Origin of the sequence: Sorangium sp. So ce363 (genome assembly GCF_051520435.1) — a bacterium.
Lineage (GTDB): Bacteria > Myxococcota_A > Polyangia > Polyangiales > Polyangiaceae > Sorangium > Sorangium cellulosum_B.
In genome coordinates this window covers 5,494,461-5,515,937 of record NZ_CP150333.1, presented here as the reverse complement: position 1 = coordinate 5,515,937, position 21,477 = coordinate 5,494,461, and the positions used below count along the sequence as shown (strand labels likewise).

Annotated in this window: 18 protein-coding genes; 10 read left to right on the top strand and 8 right to left on the bottom strand. The window is 73.2% G+C overall.

What is annotated here, in order from left to right; translation table 11 throughout:
• Positions 1-250: 250 nt before the first annotated feature.
• Positions 251-1,681, top strand: a complete 1,431-nt coding sequence (locus tag WMF12_RS20985; RefSeq protein ID WP_437873286.1) for a serine/threonine-protein kinase — start codon at positions 251-253, stop codon at positions 1,679-1,681.
• 146 nt (positions 1,682-1,827) lie between these two features.
• Positions 1,828-2,637 (top strand): hypothetical protein, encoded by an 810-nt coding sequence (locus WMF12_RS20980; RefSeq protein ID WP_437873285.1) that lies wholly within the window; start codon positions 1,828-1,830, stop codon positions 2,635-2,637.
• Here WMF12_RS20980 and WMF12_RS20975 read toward each other — a convergent pair.
• Together WMF12_RS20975 and WMF12_RS20970 are read right to left on the bottom strand one after the other, a co-directional pair.
• The gene (locus tag WMF12_RS20975) at positions 2,598-2,861 is read right to left on the bottom strand and encodes a GlsB/YeaQ/YmgE family stress response membrane protein (protein ID WP_437747391.1); all 264 of its coding nucleotides are present in this window, start codon (positions 2,859-2,861) and stop codon (positions 2,598-2,600) included. The two genes, WMF12_RS20980 and WMF12_RS20975, sit on opposite strands and share 40 nt — an antisense overlap.
• 489 nt (positions 2,862-3,350) lie before the next feature.
• On the bottom strand, positions 3,351-5,195 hold the full coding sequence (locus WMF12_RS20970; RefSeq protein WP_437873284.1) for a serine/threonine-protein kinase: 1,845 nt from the start codon (positions 5,193-5,195) through the stop codon (positions 3,351-3,353).
• 252 nt (positions 5,196-5,447) lie between these two features.
• Here WMF12_RS20970 and WMF12_RS20965 point away from each other — a divergent pair, with 252 nt between their 5' ends.
• Complete coding sequence (locus WMF12_RS20965) at positions 5,448-6,527, top strand: tetratricopeptide repeat protein (RefSeq protein WP_437873283.1); 1,080 nt, start codon at positions 5,448-5,450, stop codon at positions 6,525-6,527.
• A 26-nt stretch (positions 6,528-6,553) separates the two neighbouring features.
• Here the strand turns inward: WMF12_RS20965 and WMF12_RS20960 are convergent, their stop codons facing one another.
• Positions 6,554-8,059 carry a protein kinase domain-containing protein gene (locus tag WMF12_RS20960; protein ID WP_437873282.1) on the bottom strand — a complete coding sequence of 502 codons (1,506 nt, stop codon included), beginning with the start codon at positions 8,057-8,059 and terminating at the stop codon, positions 6,554-6,556.
• Positions 8,060-8,341: 282 nt separating this feature from the next.
• Between WMF12_RS20960 and WMF12_RS20955 the strand changes: the two genes are divergently transcribed.
• Positions 8,342-10,873, top strand: coding sequence for a hypothetical protein (locus tag WMF12_RS20955; RefSeq protein WP_437873281.1), 2,532 nt, complete (start codon positions 8,342-8,344; stop codon positions 10,871-10,873).
• A gap of 25 nt (positions 10,874-10,898) precedes the next feature.
• Complete coding sequence (locus WMF12_RS20950) at positions 10,899-13,079, top strand: ATP-binding protein (RefSeq protein ID WP_437873280.1); 2,181 nt, start codon at positions 10,899-10,901, stop codon at positions 13,077-13,079.
• A gap of 37 nt (positions 13,080-13,116) precedes the next feature.
• On the opposite strand, the gene WMF12_RS20945 is transcribed toward WMF12_RS20950, so the two are convergent.
• The 4 genes from WMF12_RS20945 to WMF12_RS20930 all read right to left on the bottom strand — a co-directional run bounded on the left by WMF12_RS20945 (position 13,117) and on the right by WMF12_RS20930 (position 16,495).
• Positions 13,117-14,304, bottom strand: coding sequence for a phosphodiester glycosidase family protein (locus WMF12_RS20945; protein ID WP_437873279.1), 1,188 nt, complete (start codon positions 14,302-14,304; stop codon positions 13,117-13,119).
• Positions 14,305-14,463: 159 nt separating this feature from the next.
• Positions 14,464-14,952: a hypothetical protein gene (locus WMF12_RS20940; protein ID WP_437873278.1), complete on the bottom strand. Its 489-nt coding sequence runs from the start codon at positions 14,950-14,952 to the stop codon at positions 14,464-14,466.
• Positions 14,949-15,455: a hypothetical protein gene (locus WMF12_RS20935; protein ID WP_012236567.1), complete on the bottom strand. Its 507-nt coding sequence runs from the start codon at positions 15,453-15,455 to the stop codon at positions 14,949-14,951. The genes WMF12_RS20940 and WMF12_RS20935 overlap by 4 nt, the downstream gene beginning before the upstream one ends.
• Before the next feature lie 245 nt (positions 15,456-15,700).
• Complete coding sequence (locus WMF12_RS20930; RefSeq protein WP_437873277.1) at positions 15,701-16,495, bottom strand: hypothetical protein; 795 nt, start codon at positions 16,493-16,495, stop codon at positions 15,701-15,703.
• Positions 16,496-16,631: 136 nt separating this feature from the next.
• Between WMF12_RS20930 and mutY the strand changes: the two genes are divergently transcribed.
• Entirely contained in the window at positions 16,632-17,942 is a 1,311-nt protein-coding gene (gene mutY / locus WMF12_RS20925) for an A/G-specific adenine glycosylase (protein ID WP_437873276.1), read from the top strand.
• A 381-nt stretch (positions 17,943-18,323) separates the two neighbouring features.
• On the top strand, positions 18,324-18,479 hold the full coding sequence (locus tag WMF12_RS20920; RefSeq protein WP_020736650.1) for a hypothetical protein: 156 nt from the start codon (positions 18,324-18,326) through the stop codon (positions 18,477-18,479).
• Positions 18,480-18,557: 78 nt separating this feature from the next.
• Here WMF12_RS20920 and WMF12_RS20915 read toward each other — a convergent pair whose 3' ends face one another.
• Positions 18,558-19,121, bottom strand: a complete 564-nt coding sequence (locus tag WMF12_RS20915; protein WP_437873275.1) for a hypothetical protein — start codon at positions 19,119-19,121, stop codon at positions 18,558-18,560.
• Positions 19,122-19,319: 198 nt separating this feature from the next.
• On the opposite strand from WMF12_RS20915, the gene WMF12_RS20910 reads away from it, so the two are divergent.
• From WMF12_RS20910 to WMF12_RS20900, 3 genes are read left to right on the top strand one after another with little or no spacing between them, the layout of a single operon-like run.
• Entirely contained in the window at positions 19,320-19,997 is a 678-nt protein-coding gene (locus tag WMF12_RS20910) for a hypothetical protein (protein ID WP_437554491.1), read from the top strand.
• Complete coding sequence (locus tag WMF12_RS20905) at positions 19,994-20,404, top strand: hypothetical protein (RefSeq protein WP_437873274.1); 411 nt, start codon at positions 19,994-19,996, stop codon at positions 20,402-20,404. Before WMF12_RS20910 ends, WMF12_RS20905 begins: the two co-directional genes overlap by 4 nt.
• The gene (locus tag WMF12_RS20900) at positions 20,401-21,435 is read left to right on the top strand and encodes a hypothetical protein (RefSeq protein ID WP_437873273.1); all 1,035 of its coding nucleotides are present in this window, start codon (positions 20,401-20,403) and stop codon (positions 21,433-21,435) included. Before WMF12_RS20905 ends, WMF12_RS20900 begins: the two co-directional genes overlap by 4 nt.
• Positions 21,436-21,477: the final 42 nt, after the last annotated feature.

Here is a 21,477-nt window from a genome sequence, read left to right as displayed (position 1 = left end):
ATTTTCCGCCGGGAGCAGCGCTCGCCGTGGGTCTCTGCGGCTGCCGACATGCGCTCTCATCCGGCGGGATCCACGCAGAACCGCGCGATGCCCATGGCTCGGAGGTGACGCTGCCGCGGCACTTTCCGTGGCATGCAGCGTGAATAGCGAAGGCGCGATGTGGCGGCGCGGGCAAGTCCGGGGGCTGGCCGGGGTGGGGCGACTCCGGCAGTGGATGGCGCGGCGGCCGTCCTCTCTTCGCGCGTTCGGGATGCCGGCGCGAAGCGAGGGGGGCGCGGCAGGGCTGCCGTGGAGCTATCGAGAGATGGACCTGCCCATGGGCGACGGCGGCTATGCGTTGCTCGCGCGCCTGTCGGCAGGCGGCATGGCGGAGCTGTTCCTCGCGTGCCGGCGCGGGCCGGCAGGTATCGCCCACCCCGTCGTCGTGAAGCGTCTTCGCCCCGAGGCGAGGCGAGATCCGTCGATCGTGCGGATGTTCCTCTGGGAGGCCTGGATCAGCGCCCGGCTCCAGCACCCCAACGTGATCCGGTTCCACGACTTCGTCGTTCACGAAGGACGCCATCACCTCGTGATCGAGTACGTCCCGGGCTGCGATCTGGCCGCCGCCGCGCGCTCTCTCTTCGCGGAGGGGCGGCCGTTCCCGCTCGAGGCGGCCATCGAGATCGGCCTGGGCGTGCTGCGGGCGCTCGGGCACGCGCACGGGCTCCGCGACGACGGCGGGAAGCTCGTCGGCCTCGTGCACCGCGACGTGAGCCCGCAGAACGTGCTCCTCTCGCTCGAGGGGGAGATCAAGCTCATCGACTTCGGCGTCGCGCAGATGACGGGGATGAGCGGCATGGAGGAGGCCGGCCCCTTCGGCTCCCCGTGCTCGTCCGACGACGCGGCCCCGTCGAGCGACGGCGGCACGGTGAAGGGAAAGCTCGGCTATGTGGCGCCCGAGCAGCTGCGCGGGCAGAGGGTCGACGCGCGGGCCGATCTCTTCGCGGTCGGCGTGATCCTCTTCGAGCTGCTGACGGCGCGTCGCCTCTTCCACCGCAAGGACGACGGCGCGACGATGGGCGCGGTGCTCTCCGGCGAGGTGCCGGCGATCGCGCCGCTCCGCCCCGCGTGCCCGGCGCTGCTCGAGGAGGCGATCCGGCGCGCGCTCGCGCGCGATCCCGAGGGCCGCTTCGAGACCGCGGCGCAGATGGAAGAGGCGCTCGCCGAGGTGCTCGCCTCGTTGCGCCGAGCGCCGAGCGGCGGCGACGAGCCGAGCTCGAGCGAACGCGGGCTGCTCGCGGGTCAGGAGATCGCCGCGCTCGTGCGCGAGGTCGCGAGCGGGCGCGATCGGCACCGGTCGCTGCTCGTGCGGGGCTGTCGGAGATCCGCCGGGTCTCGCGGGCGCACGGGCGCGCGGCGGATCGCCGCGGGCCGCTCCGGGGACGATCGCGGCGAGGTGACGCCAACGCTGCGCGGGACAGACGCACGCCCCTCTGCGCAGGAAGAAGGGAGCGAGCGCAGCGAGGCCAGGAGCGCCGTCACGCCGGACTGGAGGGACGCGCGCCCGCTGAGGCGCGTTCGCCTCCTGCCCTGGCTCGTGATCGCGGCGGTGACCTTCGCCGCAGGGGCGCTCGCCGGCAGGGCGATCGGCGCGTTCGACGGCGGCGTTGCGCCGGCGAGCCGCGGCGCGCCCCGCGACTGACGAGCGCTCCAGCGCCGGCGCCGCGGCGCGGAGAGCCGCGAGACCTGGGAGATCTCCATTCGGCGCCGCGGTCGTGAGGCGTCGAACGCGAACGGCCGTTGGTGTTGGCGCGGATAGCGACGGGCTCGCTAGCCTTGTCCGGCCTGATGCCCGTCCGGAATCTCCTGAGCCGTTCCCTCCCGATCGCTGCGCTGGCTGTCCCCCTCCTCGCGAGCTTCACAAGCAGGAGCGCGCTGCCGTGCCCGGTCGCCGGTGCGCCGGCGGAGCCGACGGAGCTCGGCGCGGCCATCGAGCGGCAGCCGATCTGTGTCGGATCGACGGTCGCGAGCGCGGGCGAGCTCGGCGACGTCCTGTACTACCGCAGCTCGGTGGGAGAGCACGGCGAGGTCTCCGTCGGTTATTACGCGTTCTTCTCGGAGGAACGGCCGTGGGGCAACAACTGGCTGACCTGGACCGTGCTGCCCGCGCTCGCGGTGGACCTCGTCTACACGCACGCGCTGCTCTTCGCTCCGGGAGTCCAGCGCGCCGTCTACGGCAAGGGCGATGTCGAGGGGTTCAGGATCGTCTACAGCGTTGGCGAGGGGGGGCGGCTCACCGCCAAGCACGGCGCAGCGGACCGCGATGATCACGGCGAGGTGCAGCTCGAGCGCCCGGATCTGCTCTCGATCGATCCCGAACGCCCTACCGTCTACTCGCGGTGGTGGAGCCACCAGCTCGGCGGGCGGGGCGCGGGGCCGGGCGATCTCGTCTATCACCGCTGCTTTGGCGCGGGCGCCATCCGGCCGCTGCCGCCGGACGTCGCGCTCGATTTCCGCCTGGATCGGCGCGCCGCGCCGGCCCGCGTGGTGCCTGCCGCCGCGCTGCTCGGGCAGCTCTCTGCCTCGCGGCGGGGCGAGCCCGTCGATGGCGGGAGCGCTCAGGGCCTCGTCGCTCGCCGGCCGATCGTCGCGTTGTAGATGGCGAGGATGACGATGGCGCCCAGGATCGACGTGAAGAAGCCGCCGCTCGACTGATACGACGGATAGAGCCCCAGCGCCCGGCCGACGAAGCCGCCGAGCAAGGAGCCGGCCACGCCCAGCAGCGCTGTGACCACGAAGCCAGCCGGGTCGCGGCCAGGGGTCAGCAGCTTGGCGATGACGCCGACGATGAGGCCAAACAGGATCCACAACAGCACGGACATGGTTCGCTCCTCTCGACACCGCGTGACGCCGAGGCCCGTCCTCCCGCGTCGACGTGGAGGCCAGCGTCCAGCGTTTCGTCCGGCTCAGCGTCTGCAGACGACGTGCCGCGCGCGGTGAGCTCCGTTCGCACCGCCATGAAGCGGAGACCCGGTGGCCAGCGTGAACTGCGTCGCCATCGGGCGCGCTGCGCTGGGCATCGGCTGTACATCGGCGCGCAGCGGCGCGCGCGAGATCGAGGATCGTGGCGCGCTCGGCGCGCTCGGGGCGCGGGGTGCGCGCTTCGTTCGCACCGCGCGCGCCTCAGCCCTCGCCGTCGGTCTGCTTGTTGTCGTTCCTCGATCGCTCCGAGCTCGATCCGGGCGTCGCGTGGGCAGGCGCTGGCGCGTCGCCCGGGCCCGTTGGCCCGCCGTGTCCCGCTGCGTACCCGCGCCCGCACCGCGCGCACACGAGCAGCGCCGCGGATCCGGCGTGCGGCCCGGCTGGGGCGTTCACCGTGGCGGTCTCGCAGGGCACGTGGGGTCCGGCTCCGGGGCGCGCGCCGGCCATGCGCGCCCCTCGGCGGTCGGGGGCGCCTCGCCGTCGCGCTCTGGCGATGGCGAGGTGAGCGTGGCGAGCGCGGCGCTTGCAGCGTTGAAGAGCAGGCACAGCGATCCGCCGAGCACCGTGGCAGCGACGGTGCCGATCACGACCGGAGCGAGACGCCCGCGCCGGCGTCGGCGCAGCGCGACCAGGCTCCGCGATCCGCTGGATCGGTGCGCTCGAAGCAAGAAGAGCGGCTCGAGCGCCGGAGTGCGCTGGGCGCTGGCCGGAGCGTGCGCGGGAGGCGACGCCTCGGCGGGCGGGGGTGCCGCGTCCGCCGGCGGCGCGCCATCCGGCGCCGGGGGTGAGGCCGCCTCGACGAGCGCAGCCGGGGGGCAAGGCGTGGAGCGATGGCCGACCCACGTCGGAGCGGACGAGTCGTCTCGCCGCGTGGTCGGCGGAGAGCAGGGCCGATCGAGGTGCGCGCTCTCCGGCAGAGACGGCGAGCGATAGCCCACCCATGTCGAGGCTCCCGCGGAGCGCGCCGTGGCGGCGTCCTCCGCGGAGGACCTCCTGCGCGACGAGGACGCCGTCGCTGGGCGCGCGCTCTCCGAGGGGCGCGGAGAGCGGCTGAGCGCGGCGTGCTCGTCGGCGGCGGAGCGCGCCCGGCGAAGCGCGATGTGCCCGAGCGCCTCGCGCAGCGCGCGCGCGCTCTGCGGGCGATCCTCTGGATTTTTGCGCAGGCACTGGAGGATCAGCGCCTCCAGATCCGGATCGAACGCCGGATGGAGCGCGCTCGGTCGGGGCGGCGGGGACTCGACGTGCGCGGCGGCGAGCGCGACGGGCGTCGGGCGCTCGAAGGGGAGCCGCCCCGTTGCCATCTCGAAGAGCAGCACGCCGCACGCGTAGACGTCGCTCCGCGCGTCGACACGCTGCCCTGCGGCTTGCTCCGGGCTCATGTAGGCGGGGGTTCCGATGACGAGCCTGCCGCCGTCCTCGTCGGGCGCGGGGAGCAGGGGCGAGCCGCCGAACGCGCCGGAGCGGTCGTCGTGGAGCAGCTTTGCCGTCCCGAAGTCGAGGAGCTTCACCTGCTCGAACGGCGCCCCGTCGTCGTCGATGCGGGGCACCAGGCGGATGTTCTCGGGCTTGACGTCCCGGTGGATGACGCCCGCGTCGTGCGCGTGCTGCAGCGCGGAGCACAGCTGGCGCATGATCGAGACGATGCGCTCCGGGGGCAGGATCGGCGCGGCGTTCAGGAGGTCGATGAGGTCCTCGCCGTCGAGGTGCTCGGTGACCAGGTACCACAGGCTGGGCGGGGTCGCCTCGTGTCCGTCAGCGCTCGCGCCGAGCGCGCCGTGTAGACTCACCGGCTCGCAGCCGAAGTCGAGGACGCGCACGATGTTCGGGTGATCGAGCCGGCTCGCCGCCAGCGCTTCGACATGGAACCTCAGCACCGCGTCTCCGGCGCGGACGCCGCCGGAGCGCGACCGCTCGTCGGAGCGCGACCTCTCGCTCACGCCGCTCGAGCCTCGGTGGACGGCGCCATCTCCGCGCGGTGACGCGGCGACGCGCGTCGTGCAGACGCGGTGGCTCGCTCTTCCGCCCACGCGCGGCGCGGCGACGCGCTCGTGGATGACCTTCACCGCGCACGCGCGCCCGAGCCCGAGGTGCCGCGCGCGGTAGACGCGCCCCATCGCGCCGGCGCCGATCATCTGCTCGACGAGGTACCGCCCCCCGAGAAGGCGTCCCCTGAGGAATCGCTCCGAGGACGGGAGTCCCGCGTCGAGGGGCGCGGAGGCGCGGAGGCAATCCATGGCGCGTTCCACGCAGCAGAATGGGTGCCATCGCGCTGTGCGGACGGTTCACAGCAGCCGCGACACGGAGCGTCGGGCGCGGCCGCGCCGCGGGCGCCCAGCGCCGGCGCTCGCGGCGCGGCTCCGAGCGGCCCGCACGCCGCGCGCATTTCGCCCGGGAAAACCCCGCCTCCGCCCGGGCAGCGGCGCCGCGAGGGCTGATTTGTTCCGTTGTCGACGGCGTGTGATAGCGTGGCGCGCGAGGAGGCCTGAGTGCTCTTGAGACGATGCGTTCCGTTCGCTGCGGCGCTGTTCCTGCTGCTCCCGACAGGCGAGGCACTTGCGCAGTCGGACCAGGACAGAGCAGCGGCCCGGTCGCTGGCCACGCAGGGCGCCGAAGCGTTCACGTCCGGCCGCTTCGAGGAGGCGATCGATCTGTTGGGTCGCGCCGAGGCGCTCGTGCACGCTCCGACGCACCTCCTGCTGATGGCGCGCGCACAGGTGCGCCTCGGTCGGCTCGTCGCTGCGAAGGAGACCTACCTGAGGATCGTCCGTGAGGAGCTCCCGCCCACCGCGCCGTCTCCCTTCAAGAGGGCGCAGCAGGACGCGAGGGAGGAGCTCGCCGCGATCGAGCCCAGGATCGCGTCGCTGCGCATCGCGCTGGAGGGCTCCGCCGGCCGGAAGATCGGCGTGAAGCTGGACGGCCAGCCGGTCGCGGACGCGCTGCTCGGCGTGCATCGCCCGATCGATCCGGGGAATCACGTGGTCGTCGTGGTTCCGCCGGGCCTCGCGCCGATCGAGCAGGGGGTGACCATCGGCGACGGCGAGCGGAAGGAGCTGAAGATCCCGGTCCCGGAAGGCCCGGCCGTGGTCCCCCCGCCGGGAGGCTCGGTCGAAGGGCAGGGCACCTGGGGCGGTGGGCAGACCGAGGTCCCCCCTGTCGCCCCGCCTGGCACCCCGGAGCGAAAGATGAACGCGGTGATGCTGGGCGGAGGCATCGCGGCCACGGCGCTCGGGCTCGGCGGTGTCGTGGTGGGCTCGGTGTTCCTGGCCAAGAGCAGCGGGACGCAGAAAGAAGCGAACGATCTCAGCGCCGCGCGTGGGTGCGAATCGCAGAGCATTGCCGGCGCGGAGTGCGGCCCGGCGATCCAGGCCCAGATCAAATCGCTCGACGCCGATGCTGCGTCACAGCAGACGATCGGTGTGGCCGGTCTCGTCGGGGGCGGCGTGCTGCTCGCCGGCGGCGTGACGCTGCTCGTACTGGAGCTGACGTCCAAGCCGGAGCCCTCGAGCTCCGCCTGGATCGCCCCCTACGTAACGCCGACCGGGCTCGGGGTGCGCGGCGCGTTCTGATCCGAGCGCTCTGCGTGGCGCCGGTGTCAGTAGCCGAAGTCGCCCGGCACCCCCGGCTTTTGCGGCTTCTGGGGCGACGTGCTCGGCTTCGTCGACGGCGTCGTCTGCGGCGGCTTCGTGACGGGCAACGGCTTCGTCTGAGGAGGCTGTGGGCGCGGCGGGAGCGGCTTCACCTGGGCCGAGGAGGCCGTCGGCGCCGCGACGGGCTCGGCGGTGACGGGCGGAGCGGGCCCTGCGGCCGTGGCGCTCGCGGTGACGATCGGCTCGGACGGCGGGGCGGTCGGCGGCGCGGGCGGAGGGGGCGAGGGCGCCGGGATGGCGGTCGCGCTGACCGCGCTCGGATCCGCGGTCGCCGCGCCCGTCGTCCCGCTGTGTCCGAAGGCGAGCCAGACGGCGACGCCCGCGCCGAACAAGCTGGCCGCCCCGGCGATCGCGGCGAGGAGCGGCATCCTGGACGGCGGGCGCGTCGAGCGGCCCGTGACCCCTGACGAGGCGCCCCACGAGTTCGCGGTCAGCTGCGGCGTCTGGCCCATGCCGGGCACGGCCGGCGCATTCTGGCCACCCCACGGCGGCTCGGTGCGGGTGGGCGGAGGGGTGGCCGTCTCGGGCTGGGACGGCAGCGACAGCCGGGGGAAGGACGTCCGTCCCGTGGTCAGCAAGGCCAGGCTGGGCCGCGCTGCGGCCCAGGCGAGGAGCGCGTTCTTGAACTCCGCGCAGCTCTGGAAGCGGCCCCCCGGCTCGCGCGCCATCGCCTTCTGGATGATGCCGGAGAACTCGGCGTCGAGGTCGGGCACGAGCTGCTGGGGCAGGGGGGCCGGCTCGAGCACGATCTTGAAGAGCAGCTCGTTGAAGGTCGCCGCATCGAACGGCACCTGACCGGTCGTCGCCTGAAAGAGCAGAACGCCCATGGCGTAGATGTCGGTCCGCTGATCCACGGGGCTGGAGCCGCGCGCCTGCTCGGGCGACATGTAGTACGGCGTCCCGACCACCGCGCCCGTGCGCGTCATGCTCATCTCCGCGCCGGCGAGCGGCGAGAACTTCGAGACGCCGAAATCGAGCACCTTCACGAAGTTGCTGAGGCCGGCCTTCGACGGGATGACGAAGATGTTGTCGGGCTTGAGATCGCGGTGGATGATCCCCGCGGCGTGCGCGGCGCCGAGCGCCTCGAGCACCTGCACCATGATCGGCACGGTGACCTCGGGCCCGAGCCGCCCCATCCGCTCGATCTTGGCCCCGAGGGTCTCTCCCTCGAGGTACTCCATGACCATGTACCGCGTGCCGTCCGGCAGCACGCCGAGGTCGAGCACCTCGCAGATGTGATCGGAGCCGATGCGCGCCGCGGCCTGGGCTTCGCGCTCGAAGCGCGCGACGGACTCGGCCTGGCTCGAGATGTTCGCGTGCAGCAGCTTGATGGCGACGCGGCGCCGGATGCGCACGTTCTCGCCCTCGAAGACCGCGCCCATGCCCCCCTGGCCGAGCAGCCGGACGATCCGGTACTTGCCGTCGATGATCTCGCCGACCAACGGATTCATGACAGCGTTCCCGGTCCGGAGAAGCAAATCACGCCGCCAGGCTAGCACGGTCGCCCGAGGCCGGCCTACGCCCTCGCAGGGCGACGACGGGCGTCGCCTTCACCGGCCGCCGTGCGGCGTGGACGCCCCACACGAGGATCGATGGCGTGGGCGCGCGGCCGCCCGAGCGCCTGAGCGCCTGAGCGCCTGAGCGCCTGAGCGCCTGAGCGCCGGACAACGAACGCCCCGCTCCCGCGATCCCCGGGCCGGCGCAGGGGATCTTCGTGATAACGTCGCCCACGTATGCCGGTTTACGAGCTGTCCGTCGATGGTGCGCTGGTTCGCGAGGCGGAGAAGATCGTCTCCCTCGAGGGCCGCGCGTTCCCGACGCTCGTCATGCGCTGGGAATCGCGCCTCTTCGACCAACCTTGGCTCACGACGCTGGTGCTCGATTACGTGATCGCGTTACCGCCGCTCATCGTCGGGCAGGCGACGTTCAACGAGGTCAGGATTGCCGCCTTCACCGGGGGCGCCGGCACGAAGTTCATGTACTTCGGCACCGAGATGAGCGCGAGCGTGCCTCGCATCGCGCCCGAGATGGAGAACACGGTCGCCCCGACCGCGCTCTACCAGGAGTTCCGCCTGGACGAGCAGGCTTGCCCGATCCCCTATCTGAAGCTGATCCAGGTCAGTCCGCGCATCTACGGTGAAGGGCTCCAGAACTACTACTCGCCGCCGATCAAGGTCGAGCGCTACGACGGAGTGGCCTCGTCGGAGCACATCGCGGACTTCTTCCCGAAGGTCGTGGCGAACCTCGATCCGGTGAAGGGGACGACGCTGGTCGATCCCGCGCAGGGCTTCTGGACCGGCGCGCGCTTCCTCGGCGCGACGTCCATCGCCATCCTCCGACAGGGCCGCGTGGTCGGGCTGCACCGCCGCACTGGAAAGACCGACAAGGACCCGATCCCGCCCGAGGTGAAGCGGCGCGATCCGCGGCTCGACGTGCGCGCCGACTGGGTCGCCGTGGACGTCGGCGCGGCGTCGACGGTCGTCGCCGTCCGGGGCGAGCGCGGGGGCGCCGAGTTCGTCCGGATCGGCGCCGACGCGCCGCTCCGGGTGTCTGCCGACAACGAGAACCCGAGCGAGGTGGCGTTCGAGGCGCTGGCCCGGACGACGAAGGCCTGGCGCGATCGGGTGATCCTGCCCATGACGCGCTGGGGCGACGTGCTCGTCGGGCACGCAGCGCGCGACATGCGCCTCCGGCCGGGCGCCGACGTCCACGAGCGCGCCGCGGCCTCCCTGCCGGCCCTCCCGCTCCTGCGCGAGCGGACCGAGCGCGGCGAGCCGTTCCGCCTCCGGGGCAGGAGCGACCCCGACACGACGGAGGCGCTGAAGAAGCCGGCGCCGCCCATCATCGACGAGGAAGGGATCGGCGCGCACGACCCGTTCGATCCGCTAGAGCTCTACGCGTACTACGTCGGCCTGCACCTGAACCAGCGCTCGCGGGGGCTCTCCACGCGCTACGCGATCACGATGCCGACGGGCTGGTCGCCCGAGCGCCGCGAGAGCGTGCTCGTCGCCTTCCGCCGCGGCATGTTCCGGAGCCTGCCCGCGGGCCTCTGCGAGTACCACGACCTCGACGGCCTGCAGGTCGTCGACGGGGGGCCGTCCGCGATCGCCTATGCGGTCCAGGCGTTCCGCATGTTCGGGATCCAGCCGCGGGACGGCGGCGTCCCGTTCTGCGTCATCGACGCCGGGGCCAGCGAGGCGGGGCTCGCCTTCGGCATCCTGCGGAGCGCGAAGGCGCACGAGGCCGCCCAGGGGCTGGAGCGGATGGTCGAGTACCTCGAGCCCACGGCGATCCCCTGGCTCGGGGGCGAGCGGCTCCTCCACCGGATCGCCTACAGGGTGTACTCGTCCAGCCAGGCCGCGATGCGCGATCGCCGGATCCCCTTCGAGCGCCCGCCCGAGGAGGAGCCGATCGACGGCGCGGAAGATCTGCTCGCTCCGTCCCCCGATGGGCGCGCCAATGCGTGGGCGCTCAAGGAGCTGCTGCGGCCTCTCCTCGAGGGGGGGCCGAGCGCGCCGGTCGCGGATCGGCTCTCGCTGGTCGGGCTCGACGGGGCGCCGGTCGTCGTGCCGCTCTCGATCGATCGCGGCGAGCTGGGCGGCGCGATCGACGCGTGGTTCCGGGACGGGGTCGAGGTGGTCCGCCGGCACCTCGAGGGCGCGGTGGCGAAGATCGGGCGCGAGCCGGATCCTTACCAGGGGCTCAGGATCCTGCTCGGCGGGCGCCTCGGGATGAACCAGCGCTTCGCGGAGCTGCTCGCCGGCGTGTTGCCGGCGGGCGTGCAGGTGCACCGCTTCAAGGAGCCGGACAAGGCCAACCTGGGCGCGCCCACCGTGAAGATGGCGGCCGCGCTCGGCGCGCTGTCGCTCCGGTTCGATCGGATCGGGGCCACGCTCCGCGCGGAGAAGCGCGACGCGTTCCGCTACCGCGTCGGGCGCGCCCGCCACGGGCAGCTCGCCGACGTCCTGGATCCGTCCGTCGACTACGACGTCTGGCGGGAGGTCGGCGCTTGCTTGAAGCCCGAGGTCGAGCTCCTGTTCATGGCCGCCGACGACGAGGGGGAGGTCGCGGCGGACGATCCGCGCGTGCGCCGCGCGGTCTGCGCGCTCGGGCGCGGCGCCGTCGGACAGCGGCTCTATGTCCGGGCCGTCGGGCCGGCCCGCGCGGAGATCAGCGTGGGGCCGCCCGGCGGTGAGCCGGCCTCCGGCGCCGTCTGCTGGACGGTCCACCTCGAGAGCGGCGCCGCAGAGAAGACCGGCGGCTGAGCGCATGGGGGCTCCGCGGCTTCACGTGCCACACGACGATCTCGATCCCGAGGGACAGGTCCACGCCGGTGCAGCGCCAGGCGGCCTGGCCGAGGTCCATCAGGCCGAGGCCCGGCTGGCCGCGCACCTCGCGACGACGAGCGCGCTGTGCGAGGCGGCCTCGCTCGCGGAGGCTGCTCCGCGCGTGCTCGCCGCGCTGATCGACCACCTCGGCTGGGACGTCGCCGCGCTCTGGCTCGCGGAGCCGGAGCCGAGCGCCGCGGGCGACGCGCCGCGGTCCGCGGCGAGAGCGAGCGCGCTCCGCTGCGTCGAGGCCCGGTCGGCGGCGCACGGCGATCGCGAGGCGCTCGCGGAGGTGCTCCGCCAGGGGCCGACCCTCGCCGCCGAGTCCGATCTCGTCGGCGAGGCCTTCCGGCGCGGCGCGCCGGTGTTCCGCGCCAGCGTGGGCGGCGTCGTCGACGAGCATGCCGCGCGCGCGCCGGGCTGGGAGCGCGCGGCGTGCGCCGTCCCGATCCCGTGCGGCCCCCGCGTCGCCGGGGTGATCGAGCTGAGGAGCCGCGCCCCGCACCGCGGCGACGAGCAGCTGCTCCGCGTTCTTGCGTCCGTGGGCAGCCAGATCGGGCAGAGCATCGAGCGGTGGCGCGCCGAGCGGGAGGGCGCGCGCGCCGCGGGCGAGCTCCGCGCGCTATTTCACGCCATCCCCGATCTCTGCTTCCGCCTCGACGCCGAGCTGCAGATCGTCGACTACAACCAGCCGCGGCTCTCCGAGCTCCACGTCGCGGCAGAGGCGCTGTCGGGCAAGCGCATGACCGAGGTGCTCCCCCTGGAGCTCGGGGAGCGGCTCGATCGCGCGAGCCAGGAGGCTCACGAGGCGGGCGCCGTGGTCGCGCTCGAGCACGCCGTCGCGAGCGCCGGCGGAGAGCGGCACGTCGAGGCGCGGGTGATGCCGTTCCTCGAGGGGCACGTCCTCGTCCTCGTCCGCGACATCACCGAGCGGCGGCGCACCGAGGAGGCGCTCCGGCAGCGCGAGGAGCGCTCGCGCGAGTCGCAGAAGATGGAGGCGCTCGGCCGGCTGGCCGGCGGCATCGCGCATGACTTCAACAACATGCTCATGGTGATGCTCGGCTACGGCGAGCTCCTCATCCGCCGCCTCGGGCCCGACAGCGCGCTGCGGCGCGACGCCCTCCAGGTCACGAAGGCCGGGGAGCGCGCCGCGGCGCTCACGCGGCAGCTCCTCGCGATGAGCCGCCGCAAGGCGCTGCAGCGCGAGGTGCTCGACATCAACGCGGTGGTGCTCGACATGCAGACGATGCTGCAGCGCCTCATCGGCGAGGACATCGACCTGCAGACGAACGTCGGCCGGGATCTCGGCTCGATCAAGGTCGACAAGAGCCAGCTGGAGCAGGTCGTCCTGAACCTCGTCGTGAACGCGCGCGACGCGATGCCGAGGGGCGGCAAGCTCGTCGTCGAGACCTCCCTGGGCGAGCCTGGCGAGAGCCCAGCGGCGAGGTCCTTCGCGCCAGCGGAGCGGGACGACGACGACGCGCCCGCCGCTGGAGGCCCCCCCTACGTCGTGCTCTCGGTGACCGACAGCGGCAACGGGATGGATCACGACACGCTCTCGCACCTGTTCGAGCCGTTCTTCACGACGAAGGCGCGAGGCAAGGGCACGGGGCTGGGCCTCGCCACGGTGTACGGGATCGTGAGCCAGAGCGGCGGGCTCATCGAGGTCGAGAGCGAGCTCGGGCGCGGCACGACGTTCCGCGTCTACCTCCCGCGCGTCGAGGAGCGCGCCGAGGTGGCGCCCGCCCGCGCGCGGCCGTCGCCCGCAGGCGGCGACGAGACGGTGCTCGTCGTCGAGGACGACGACGCCGTCCGCAAGCTCATCGTCGATGTGCTCGAGCGGCGCGGCTACGGCGTGCTCTCGGCCGCGAGCGGTGAGGAGGCGCTGGCGATGCTCGCGCGGGAGGGGGAAGACGCGGTGGATCTCCTGCTCACCGATCTCGTGATGCCGGGCATGAACGGCCGCGAGCTCGCCGAGCGCGCCGTCGCGATCCACCCGCGCGCCCGCGTGCTGTACATCTCCGGCTACGCCGAGGACGTCCTCGCGGGCGCCGAGCCCGATCGCGAGCTCGCGCTGCTGCAGAAGCCGTTCACCCCCGAGACCCTCGCGCAGCGCCTGCGCGACCTGCTCGATCGCCGTTAGCGACGCGCGCTCTTCCGGGCGCGGCGAGGGCCGGTGGTCACCGCCCGCCGCGCTCGAGGACGTCGCTTTCGGGCGCCGGATCGGCGATCCCGAGCGGCGCCGACGGCCGACGGCGTCGCAGGTAGAAGAAGTCGCGCTGCGCCGGCTCCGCGACGTACTCCTCGGGCTTGAACTGCACGTCCGGGATCAGCGCCGAGCTGGCGCGCGGACCCGCGCCGTCCGCGCCGCGAGCGTAGAGGAGGAAGCGCGGGTAGGCGTGGTTGACGTCGAGCTCCGCCACGTCGTGCGCGCCCGCGGCCTTCATCCCGCGGGCGAGGCTGCGGGCCGTGACGGCCTCGCCGAGCCCGTAGAAGAGCAGCTTGCCCGTCGCGTCGACGCCGAGCGCCGAGCGCCGGATCACCGTCTCGCCGCTCACCGTCGCGCCCCAGTCCCGGTTCGAGTCGTACAGCGCATGGTGGAGCTCGCCCTGCTCGACCAGGCAAGGCGGCGTCTGCCGGTACGCGGCCATGCGGGCCTCGCCGTCGCGCAGCTCGGGCCAGGTTCGGATCCGCACCGCGCCGCTGCGGTAGAGCGCGATCGTGCACGCCCTGTCGCGCGGCGGCAGGAACGTGTCGCCGTCGAGCATCATCCCGTAGTGGCCATGCATCGCCTTGAAGCCCCCGTTGAAGGCGGCGACGAGCTCCGCGGCGTGGCCTCCTGGCACGAGGCCAGGGCGCCGCTCTGCCGGGATGTCCGGCGAGAACGGCTCCTTCGTGCCCGCGACCAGCCGGAGGTCGACGCGCCCGAGATCGATCGCCACCACGGCGATGGCCGCGAACACGCGCTTCGGGTCGGGGTGCACGACGCTCTTCCAGAGCACCTGCGCCTCGCCGGGCCGGGCGGCGCTGTCGGCGATCGGCGTCCAGACGCCGTCACCCGTGGCCGCGACCTCGGGGAAGGGCGGCTGGAAAGAGGCGGGCGACGTGACCGTCTCCGCCTCCGGGCCCTCGGCGCTCTTCACGGCCTCCGCGGCGGCGGGCGGGGGCTCCCAGAAGGTCTTCGGGGCCGCGTGGCGGTAGATGGTCCGGTTCAGCCGATCGGCGACGCCGTAGGCCACGTCCTCGGCCCACGCGACAGGCGCAGGGCCGACCACGGCGCGTACGCCGTCGGCGAGGGCCGGGCCGAAGCCGCGGACCTCGTGGATGCCGTACCAGAGCGCCTCGACGGCGATCGCGCAGATCGCCACGCAACGCAGCGCGCGCTCGGGCAAGCGAGCGCGGGATCGCCGCCTGCGCAGGGACCCGCTCGCAGAAGGGGGCGAAGGGTTGTCCAAGGCGATACCGAGGCTACCCGATCGCGCGGGCAGCCCCAAGTTTCGGGCTTCGAGCGAGCGCGGCGGCGCTCGTTACGGCTGCCCGTGCGCCATCGTCCGAGGGCCATCCTTGAACAGGATCTCGATCTTGCCCCGATCGATGACCTTCGCGACCACGCCGTCGCCGAACTTGCTGTGGTGGATCAGCTCGCCCTCGCCGAAGGTCAGCGTGACGCGGTACGGCTTGAACGCCCCGGACGGCTTCCCCGCGATGGCGCGCTCCCACGCGAGCGTCTGATCGCGCTCGGCGCGCTGGGCGGCCGTGAGGCGCTCCGCGCCGCCGCGCGGCGAGCTCGACGCCGCCCGCGGCTCGCTGCTGCTCCGAGCGGAGGCGCGCGCCGCCGCGCGGTTTTCCCGTTCGCTCTTCGGCTGGCGGTAGAGGTGGTGCGACATGCATGTCTTGCACTCGACCTTCTTCACCACGTCGCCGACCATCGCGATGATCCGATGGGTAAGATCGAGGCGGCACTTGGTGCACCAGGCGTCGACTTCTCCGCCCGTCCTAAGCTTTTTCGTCGTCACTTCTCCTCACGGCGCCGGTCTCGCCCGGTCTCTTTGCTTCGGTCTTTGACGTTCACCTGAGCGGTGACCTCCGGCTTCGGCAACCCGGTCCTCGGCTCGTCCTGGCTGTCGTCTCTCTTGGCCGCTTCGTTGGGAATGAAGCGGATCTCGGTCTTGATCTCGAAGGAGAGCTTCGTCAGCACCTTCGTGATTTCGTCCGCGAACTGGGTGTGCTCGAGCACATCCCGGATCTCCTTCGCGACGACCCGGTAGAGACCGTTCTTGGTCTCGTCGATCTGGGTATAGAGGTAGTGGAGGACCTCTTTGGGCAGCTTGAGGTCGCCCACGAAGTGTCGGAGGTTCTCGGGCCCCTCGCTGAGCTTGTCGATGCCGCTCTCGACGGCCCGCTCGACCACGCGCTTGAAGATCTCCGGGATAGCGCGCTCGAAGAGGCGTTTCTTCTCGCCTTCGCCTTCCACCTTGTCCCCTTCGTCCTCGCGGAGCGGCTCGGTGTCGTCGGCCATGGCTCGGGCTCCCCTAGCGGGACGGGGCGGCCACGTCAATGCAGGGGTGCGTGCAGGGTGCCGGCGTCGCGCCATGGTCCATGGATCTGCCGGATTTTGATGACGATGGGGAGCCTTTCGCGCGCGTCCGGCAGACGAGAGAGCTCTGCCTTCGATCTCTCGGCAGCGGACACTGCAGTGACCCGGACGGAAACCGTGGCGCCCGCGATGTCCGTGGATCGGGCGATGGTCGAGGCGGTGCCAGCTCAGAGCTCCTCGTAGGCGTCCGTCTCGTTGTTCATTTCGTACGTCTCGTCCTCTCCCGCTTCTGCTTCCGCTTCCGTGCCGGCGTCGCCTTGGCGCGCTCGTTTGTAGGATTTCAGCATCCAGACCTCCGCTGCGAACCGGCCACTGCCGCGGCGGGCGCTGATCTCCACGGTGGCGTTGTCGTCCTCGAGCGGGCAGAAGGGCCGATCCGGCTGGACGATCGGCCATGCGTCCTCGGTGCCGTCGCTGGCGATCATCGCCCCGCGGCTGCTCCGCACGGCGACGTCCAGGTTGAGGACCCCCGGTCCGCCGACGGCGAACACCCGGTAACATGCGCCCCGGACCGCCTGCAGCTTCTCCGTGACGATCGCGCCGCCTTCGGCCACCTGCCCTTCGATAGGCTTCGGCGAGATCCGGCGCATGCCGTTCTCCGGGCCGCAGAGCAGCGACAGGCGCGTCACGTCCTTCAGCGGATCACCGCTGATCCTGAAGTTCCCATAGCAGCGTACCCAGGGACCGCCGACGCGCACCGGGAGGACCGGCAGATCGAGATCCGTGCGCCCTCCGGCGTCGCCATCGCCCTGTCCCGCGTCGACGTCCGCGAGCCCGCCGGTCCCGATCGTCGCGGCTGGGTGCGGCGGCGCTGCCGAGAGCACGACCGCGGGGCCTGGCTTGCCCTCCCAGGGGCGCGGCTCGTCGCGGCACCCAGGCGCGACGAGCCCGAGGAGCAGCGCGGCGCAGAGGCGCGCTGCCCGAGGGAGCAGCTGGGGTGGGCAGGGGCGCCGGGACGACACCGCGGTCGGCTCTTGCGCTAGAGTCCCGCGCGATGGAAGCGTTTTCTGAGCACCGCGAGCGGCAGCCGCGCAACCTCAGCGATCCGTGCGACCTCGGTGATCCGCGTGGACAGCGCAGAGGCAGGGCCTTTCGCGCGTGAGCACGACGTCCCGGCCGCCCGCGCGCAGCCGTGCGAGCGCAGACCAGCAACCCGCGCGCAGCCGTGCGAGCGCAGACCAGCAACCCGCGCGCAGCCGTGCGAGCGCGGGCGAGGATGATCAGGCGCGGCAGCGCTCCCCGCGCCGCCGCGCCTCGTCCGGTGAGCAGGGCGCTGGCGCCCCTCCGCCCGCAGCGCCGGACCCAGGCGAGCGCGACCGGGAGATCGCGGCCGCCCTCGAGGCCTGGTTCGGCCGCGTTGCGCGCGACCTGCCGTGGCGGCGGACGCGCGACCCCTACGCGATCTGGCTGAGCGAGGTGATGCTCCAGCAGACCCGCGTCGAGACGGTGATCCCGTACTACGAGCGCTTCCTCGCCCGCTACCCGACGGTCTTCGCCCTGGCCTCCGCCGAGATCGATGACGTGCTCTCGCTCTGGAGCGGCCTCGGTTACTACCGCCGCGCCCGCGTGCTTCACCTCGCCGCGCGCGAGGTGACCGCGCGCCACGACGGCGCGCTCCCTCGCGACGTCTCCGCGCTGCTCGCCCTGCCCGGCGTCGGCGCGTACACCGCGGGCGCGATCGCGAGCATCGCGTACGATCAGCCGGTGCCGCTCGTCGACGGCAACGTCGCCCGGGTGCTCTCCCGCATCGAGGGCATCGACGACGACATCCGCAGCGCCTCGGGCACGCGCAAGCTCTGGTCCACGGCCGAACGCCTCGTGCGGGGCTCGGCGGACAGCGTCCATCCCGGACGCTTCAACCAGGCCTTGATGGAGCTCGGCGCCACCGTGTGCACGCCCCGGAATCCCCGCTGCGATGCCTGCCCCGTCGACGGCTCGTGCGTCGCGCGCGCCACGGGGCGGCAGGCGGAGCTGCCGGTGATCGCCCCGAAACGCGACGTCCCGGCGGTCGCGATGGTCGCCGCCGTGGTGCGGTCAGGCGATCGCGTGCTCTTCGTCCGGCGCGCCGAGGGAGGTCTCTTCGGCGGGCTCTGGGAGCCGCCCATGGTCGAGGCGCGCTCGCTCGCGGACGCCCGCGCGCTCCTGGAGCTCGTGGGCGTTGCGCGTGACGCGGCGCTCCGCGAGGTCGGCCGCGTGCGCCACATCCTCACGCACCGGCGCCTCGACGTGACGGTGGCGCGCGCCGAGGTGGCGGCCCCCTGGCGCTTCCGGGCAAAGCTTGCCTCCCCCTACGAGAAGGCGGCGTGGCTCGATCCGGGCGCGCTGGATATCGGCGTTTCCAAGCTCGCGCGAAAGGTCCTGTCCGCGGCATCGGCGCCGGACGCCGGAACGGCGCGAAGACCGCGATGACCGCGCGCGGGCGGGCTGAACGCCTGCGTGCCTCGGCCGTCGGCGAGGCCGGAGACGGCTCGAAATCGCGGTGTTGCGGTGCTCCGGGCGCGCCGCGCTCCGCTGCGGGCGGGGAGCGGCGCCGCTTGCGGCTGAGCCGCAGCGACGCAGCGGCGCGGGCCAGGGCGAAAGCCATATGTCGCCGTGGAACGCCGCGGGCTCCGGCGCTGCTGCGCCAACGTCGTGGCATGGAAGGCGCTTGGTGAGATGACGGGCAGGCCCTCTAGCCTCGCGGCGCCGGCGGTGGCCGGAGCTCGATTCAAGCCTGGGAGCTCAAGCGACATGGATGCGCGACGACGGACCACAGAGACGCTGCCCACGGCGAGCGCACCTGTGCGATCCATGACGGTGATGGCGGACGACGGAGCGCTGTACGTGCTGCCGCTGTGCGAGCGGATCGTGCTCGATGTGCTGGCCTACGAGGACGAAGGCCTGCTGGCCTTCATCCGCATCGACGGAGAGGTGGTGGCGGAGCTGCCCGTGCTCGGTCAGGCGTGACCGGGCCAGACCTCGTCGCGCGCCGTGCGTGACGGCGCACCGCGACCTCGCGCCGTCACGCACGGCGCGCGCTGCCTGTCAGCCCGCGTGCCGCCGCATCCGCTGGGTCACCGGTTGCTCGTCCTCTGCTTCGGCGTCCGGCTCTACGGACTCGACGTCCTCGTCTTCCAGGAGATAGGGCAGATCGCCGTCGTCGTCGTCGTGCGACATCACGACGTCGCTGACGTCCTGGCCCCTCGTCGCGCCTTCCAGGAACTCCGCTCCGAGGTCGCTCGCCAGATCGGCGGCGGCGTCGGCGGCGTCGGGGTTCACCTCGAACTCGGTGCTGCCGGCGTCGTTCGGGTGGTGGTGGTAGCCGCGGACCTCGTCGTCGAGCGTCGGGATCACGTCGCTGATCTCGCTGCGCGGGTTCACCTTGCCCCGCAGCGGCGGCGCCGCTGCGGCGTCGAGCATGTCGACGAACGGCTCGTCCAGCTCGCCCGCGCCGGCCCACATCGCGGCTTCATGGGCCGGCTTGAGCGGCCTTCCCGGTTCGCTGGGATCTTCTCGTTCTCGACGCCGCGTCGTGCTGGCGCGCGGCGCGCGCAGCGCCGACGGCTGTGCGGCGGTGCCTTGCCTGCCTCGGGTGCTTGAATTGCTCACGGTGGTCTCACCATGCAGGGTCCGGTCCGCAGGTGAAGCGGGCGGATACGCAGCGGAGGCGAGCGCCGTGCCGGAGGCGCGCGGCGCCGTCGCCGCCGTCGCCGGGCGGCGATGCCGCGGAGAGGCTCGCGCGGCGCGCGGCCGGGACGCAATTGAGCGTGCCAGCGGGCGCTGCCTCGGGGTAGAAGGCTCGTGGCCATGCTGGAACTCCGGACCGGGCTCGCGCTGGTGGCGGTTCTGCTCGGGGCATCCTCGGGGCGCGCCGCCGCGGCCCAGCCCGCCGCAGACCGCGGCGCCGAGGGGGCTGCGGCGCCGCTGCCCGGCGAGGATCGCGGCGGCGCCGAGCTCGATGCGTACCGCGCGCTCGCGCGGCCACCGGGGACGGCGGGGCGGGTCGTGTCGACCGTCGCGATGGGGAAGGGGATCCGGTTCAACAACCCCTACCGCCTGCAGACGCAGCTCGGCGAGACGGCGGAGTCGCTCTCGCTCACCGCGGGGTACCTCGATCTCGGGGTCGCGCTCGCGCTGGGGCCGGCCGACGGCGTTCAGCACGGCGGGGCGCTGCGCTTCTCGGTCGCCGTCGGCGGCGTCCCGCAGGAGTCGCTCACGCCGAGCTACTTCGTCGCTTACCGCGGCCTCTCGCGTGTGCTCGGGTACGGGCGGCTCGGGGCGGCGATCCTGATCGAGCCCGACGTGAACGTCGGAGGCGAGCTCGCCCTGGGGCTAGGGTATTCCCTGCTCGCGGGCGTCGCGCTCTCGGGCGAGATCGTCGGGGATCTCTTCTATGGCGCCGCGACGTACGACGCGGCGTACACCGTCTACCCCGTCGTCTCGGCGCAGCTCGGGCTCATGATCGATCACGAGCTCCTGCCATGAGCTTGCCGGAGCGCGAGCGTCGAGGCGGGCGCCCCCGGGCGAAGGAGATCGCCGGCGTGGCGGCGCTGCTGCTCTTCGTGGGCATCGCGCCGGTGGTCGGCGACATCGGCAGCTGCGGGCAGGCGCCGGAGGAGCTCGACCCCTACAAGTTCTTCGCCCTGAAGGCGCAGATCGACTGCGCCCGGTGCGACGAGTGCGGCCTGCGCACGCGCGCCTGCGACGCCGCCTGCGCCTTCGAGGCTGCGCCGGAGCTCCCGGCCGGCTGCTATCCGCTGGTCCACGACGGCGAGGTGTGCCTGCACAAGCTCAAGTTCACGAGCTGCGACGAGTACCGCGGCCACATGGCCGACGAAGGCGCGTCGACCCCGACCGAGTGCAATTTTTGCCCACTGGAAGAGGCGCCATGAGCGGGCGTGGCGCAGTCGCTTCCCGCCGACGCCTTGCGACTTCCGCTCGGAACTTCTCGTTCGCGGCGCTCGTCGCGGTCCTGTCCGGGTGCGCCTCGAAGCCGGCGCTCCTGGCGAGCTACGACGACTACGCGGCGTACCGGGCGACGCGCGTGTCGAGGACCCTCGAGGGGCGGCTCTCGGCGGCGTCGGCCTACCTGGAGCGCCATCCGCGCGGGGCCTTCGCCGGCGAGGTGCGCGCGTACCTCACGCGGGCCGAGCCGATCTATTACGCAGCGAAGCGCAGGACGGCCGCGGGCCTCACCGCGTACCTCGCGACGTTGCCCAGGGGCGCGTTCCGCGATGAGGCGACCCACCGGCTGCGCGAGCTCGTCCGCGAGCGCAGCGCCGGCGACGTCCTCTCGCGCGCCGCTCAGGAGACGGAGGCGCAGCTCGCGACGCAGCGCGCGGATCGCGCGCGGGTCGGCGAGGAGGTCACCGCGTGGCTGCGCCGGTTCCTGGACAGGCGGGCCTGGGGGCGGCCCCTCGCAGAGGCGCCGGCGGAGGTGATCGTCCCGTTCAGCCTGGCGCTGCCGCCTCCCCGCTGCGCGCCCGCCGACGAGCGCGCCGGCCCGGGCGCAGCGGTCTGCGCGAAGCGGATCCCGCTCTGGTTCGTCGTGACGGCCGAGGGCGAGAGCGCGCCCCGGCAGGCGGAGATCGAGGTCGCCGTCCTCGAGGACGCGTCGGGCCGCCCGATCGAGGTCGCGATCCGCGGGCCTGCGCTCTTCACGCGCCTCGAGGAGGCGCGCTCGGCGCGCGAGGTCGCCCCGGACGACGCGATGGGCCGCATCGGAGGCATCGCCCTGGCGGTCGAGCTCGCGCGCAGCGCCTTTGCGGCGCGCGTCTCGGGCGATCCGTCGTGCGGCCGCCAGGCGGTGGCGCCCGTCGTGCTCCACCTCGAGTGCGAAGGCGCCCGCCTCGTGGCGCGCGCCGGGATCGAGGCGGGCGAGGACGACGTCCTGACGCTCACCGTCGCCCCGACGGCGCGCTAGCGCTGGCCCTCGGCGGTGCCAGCGCGCGGCGCTCCGCTCCGC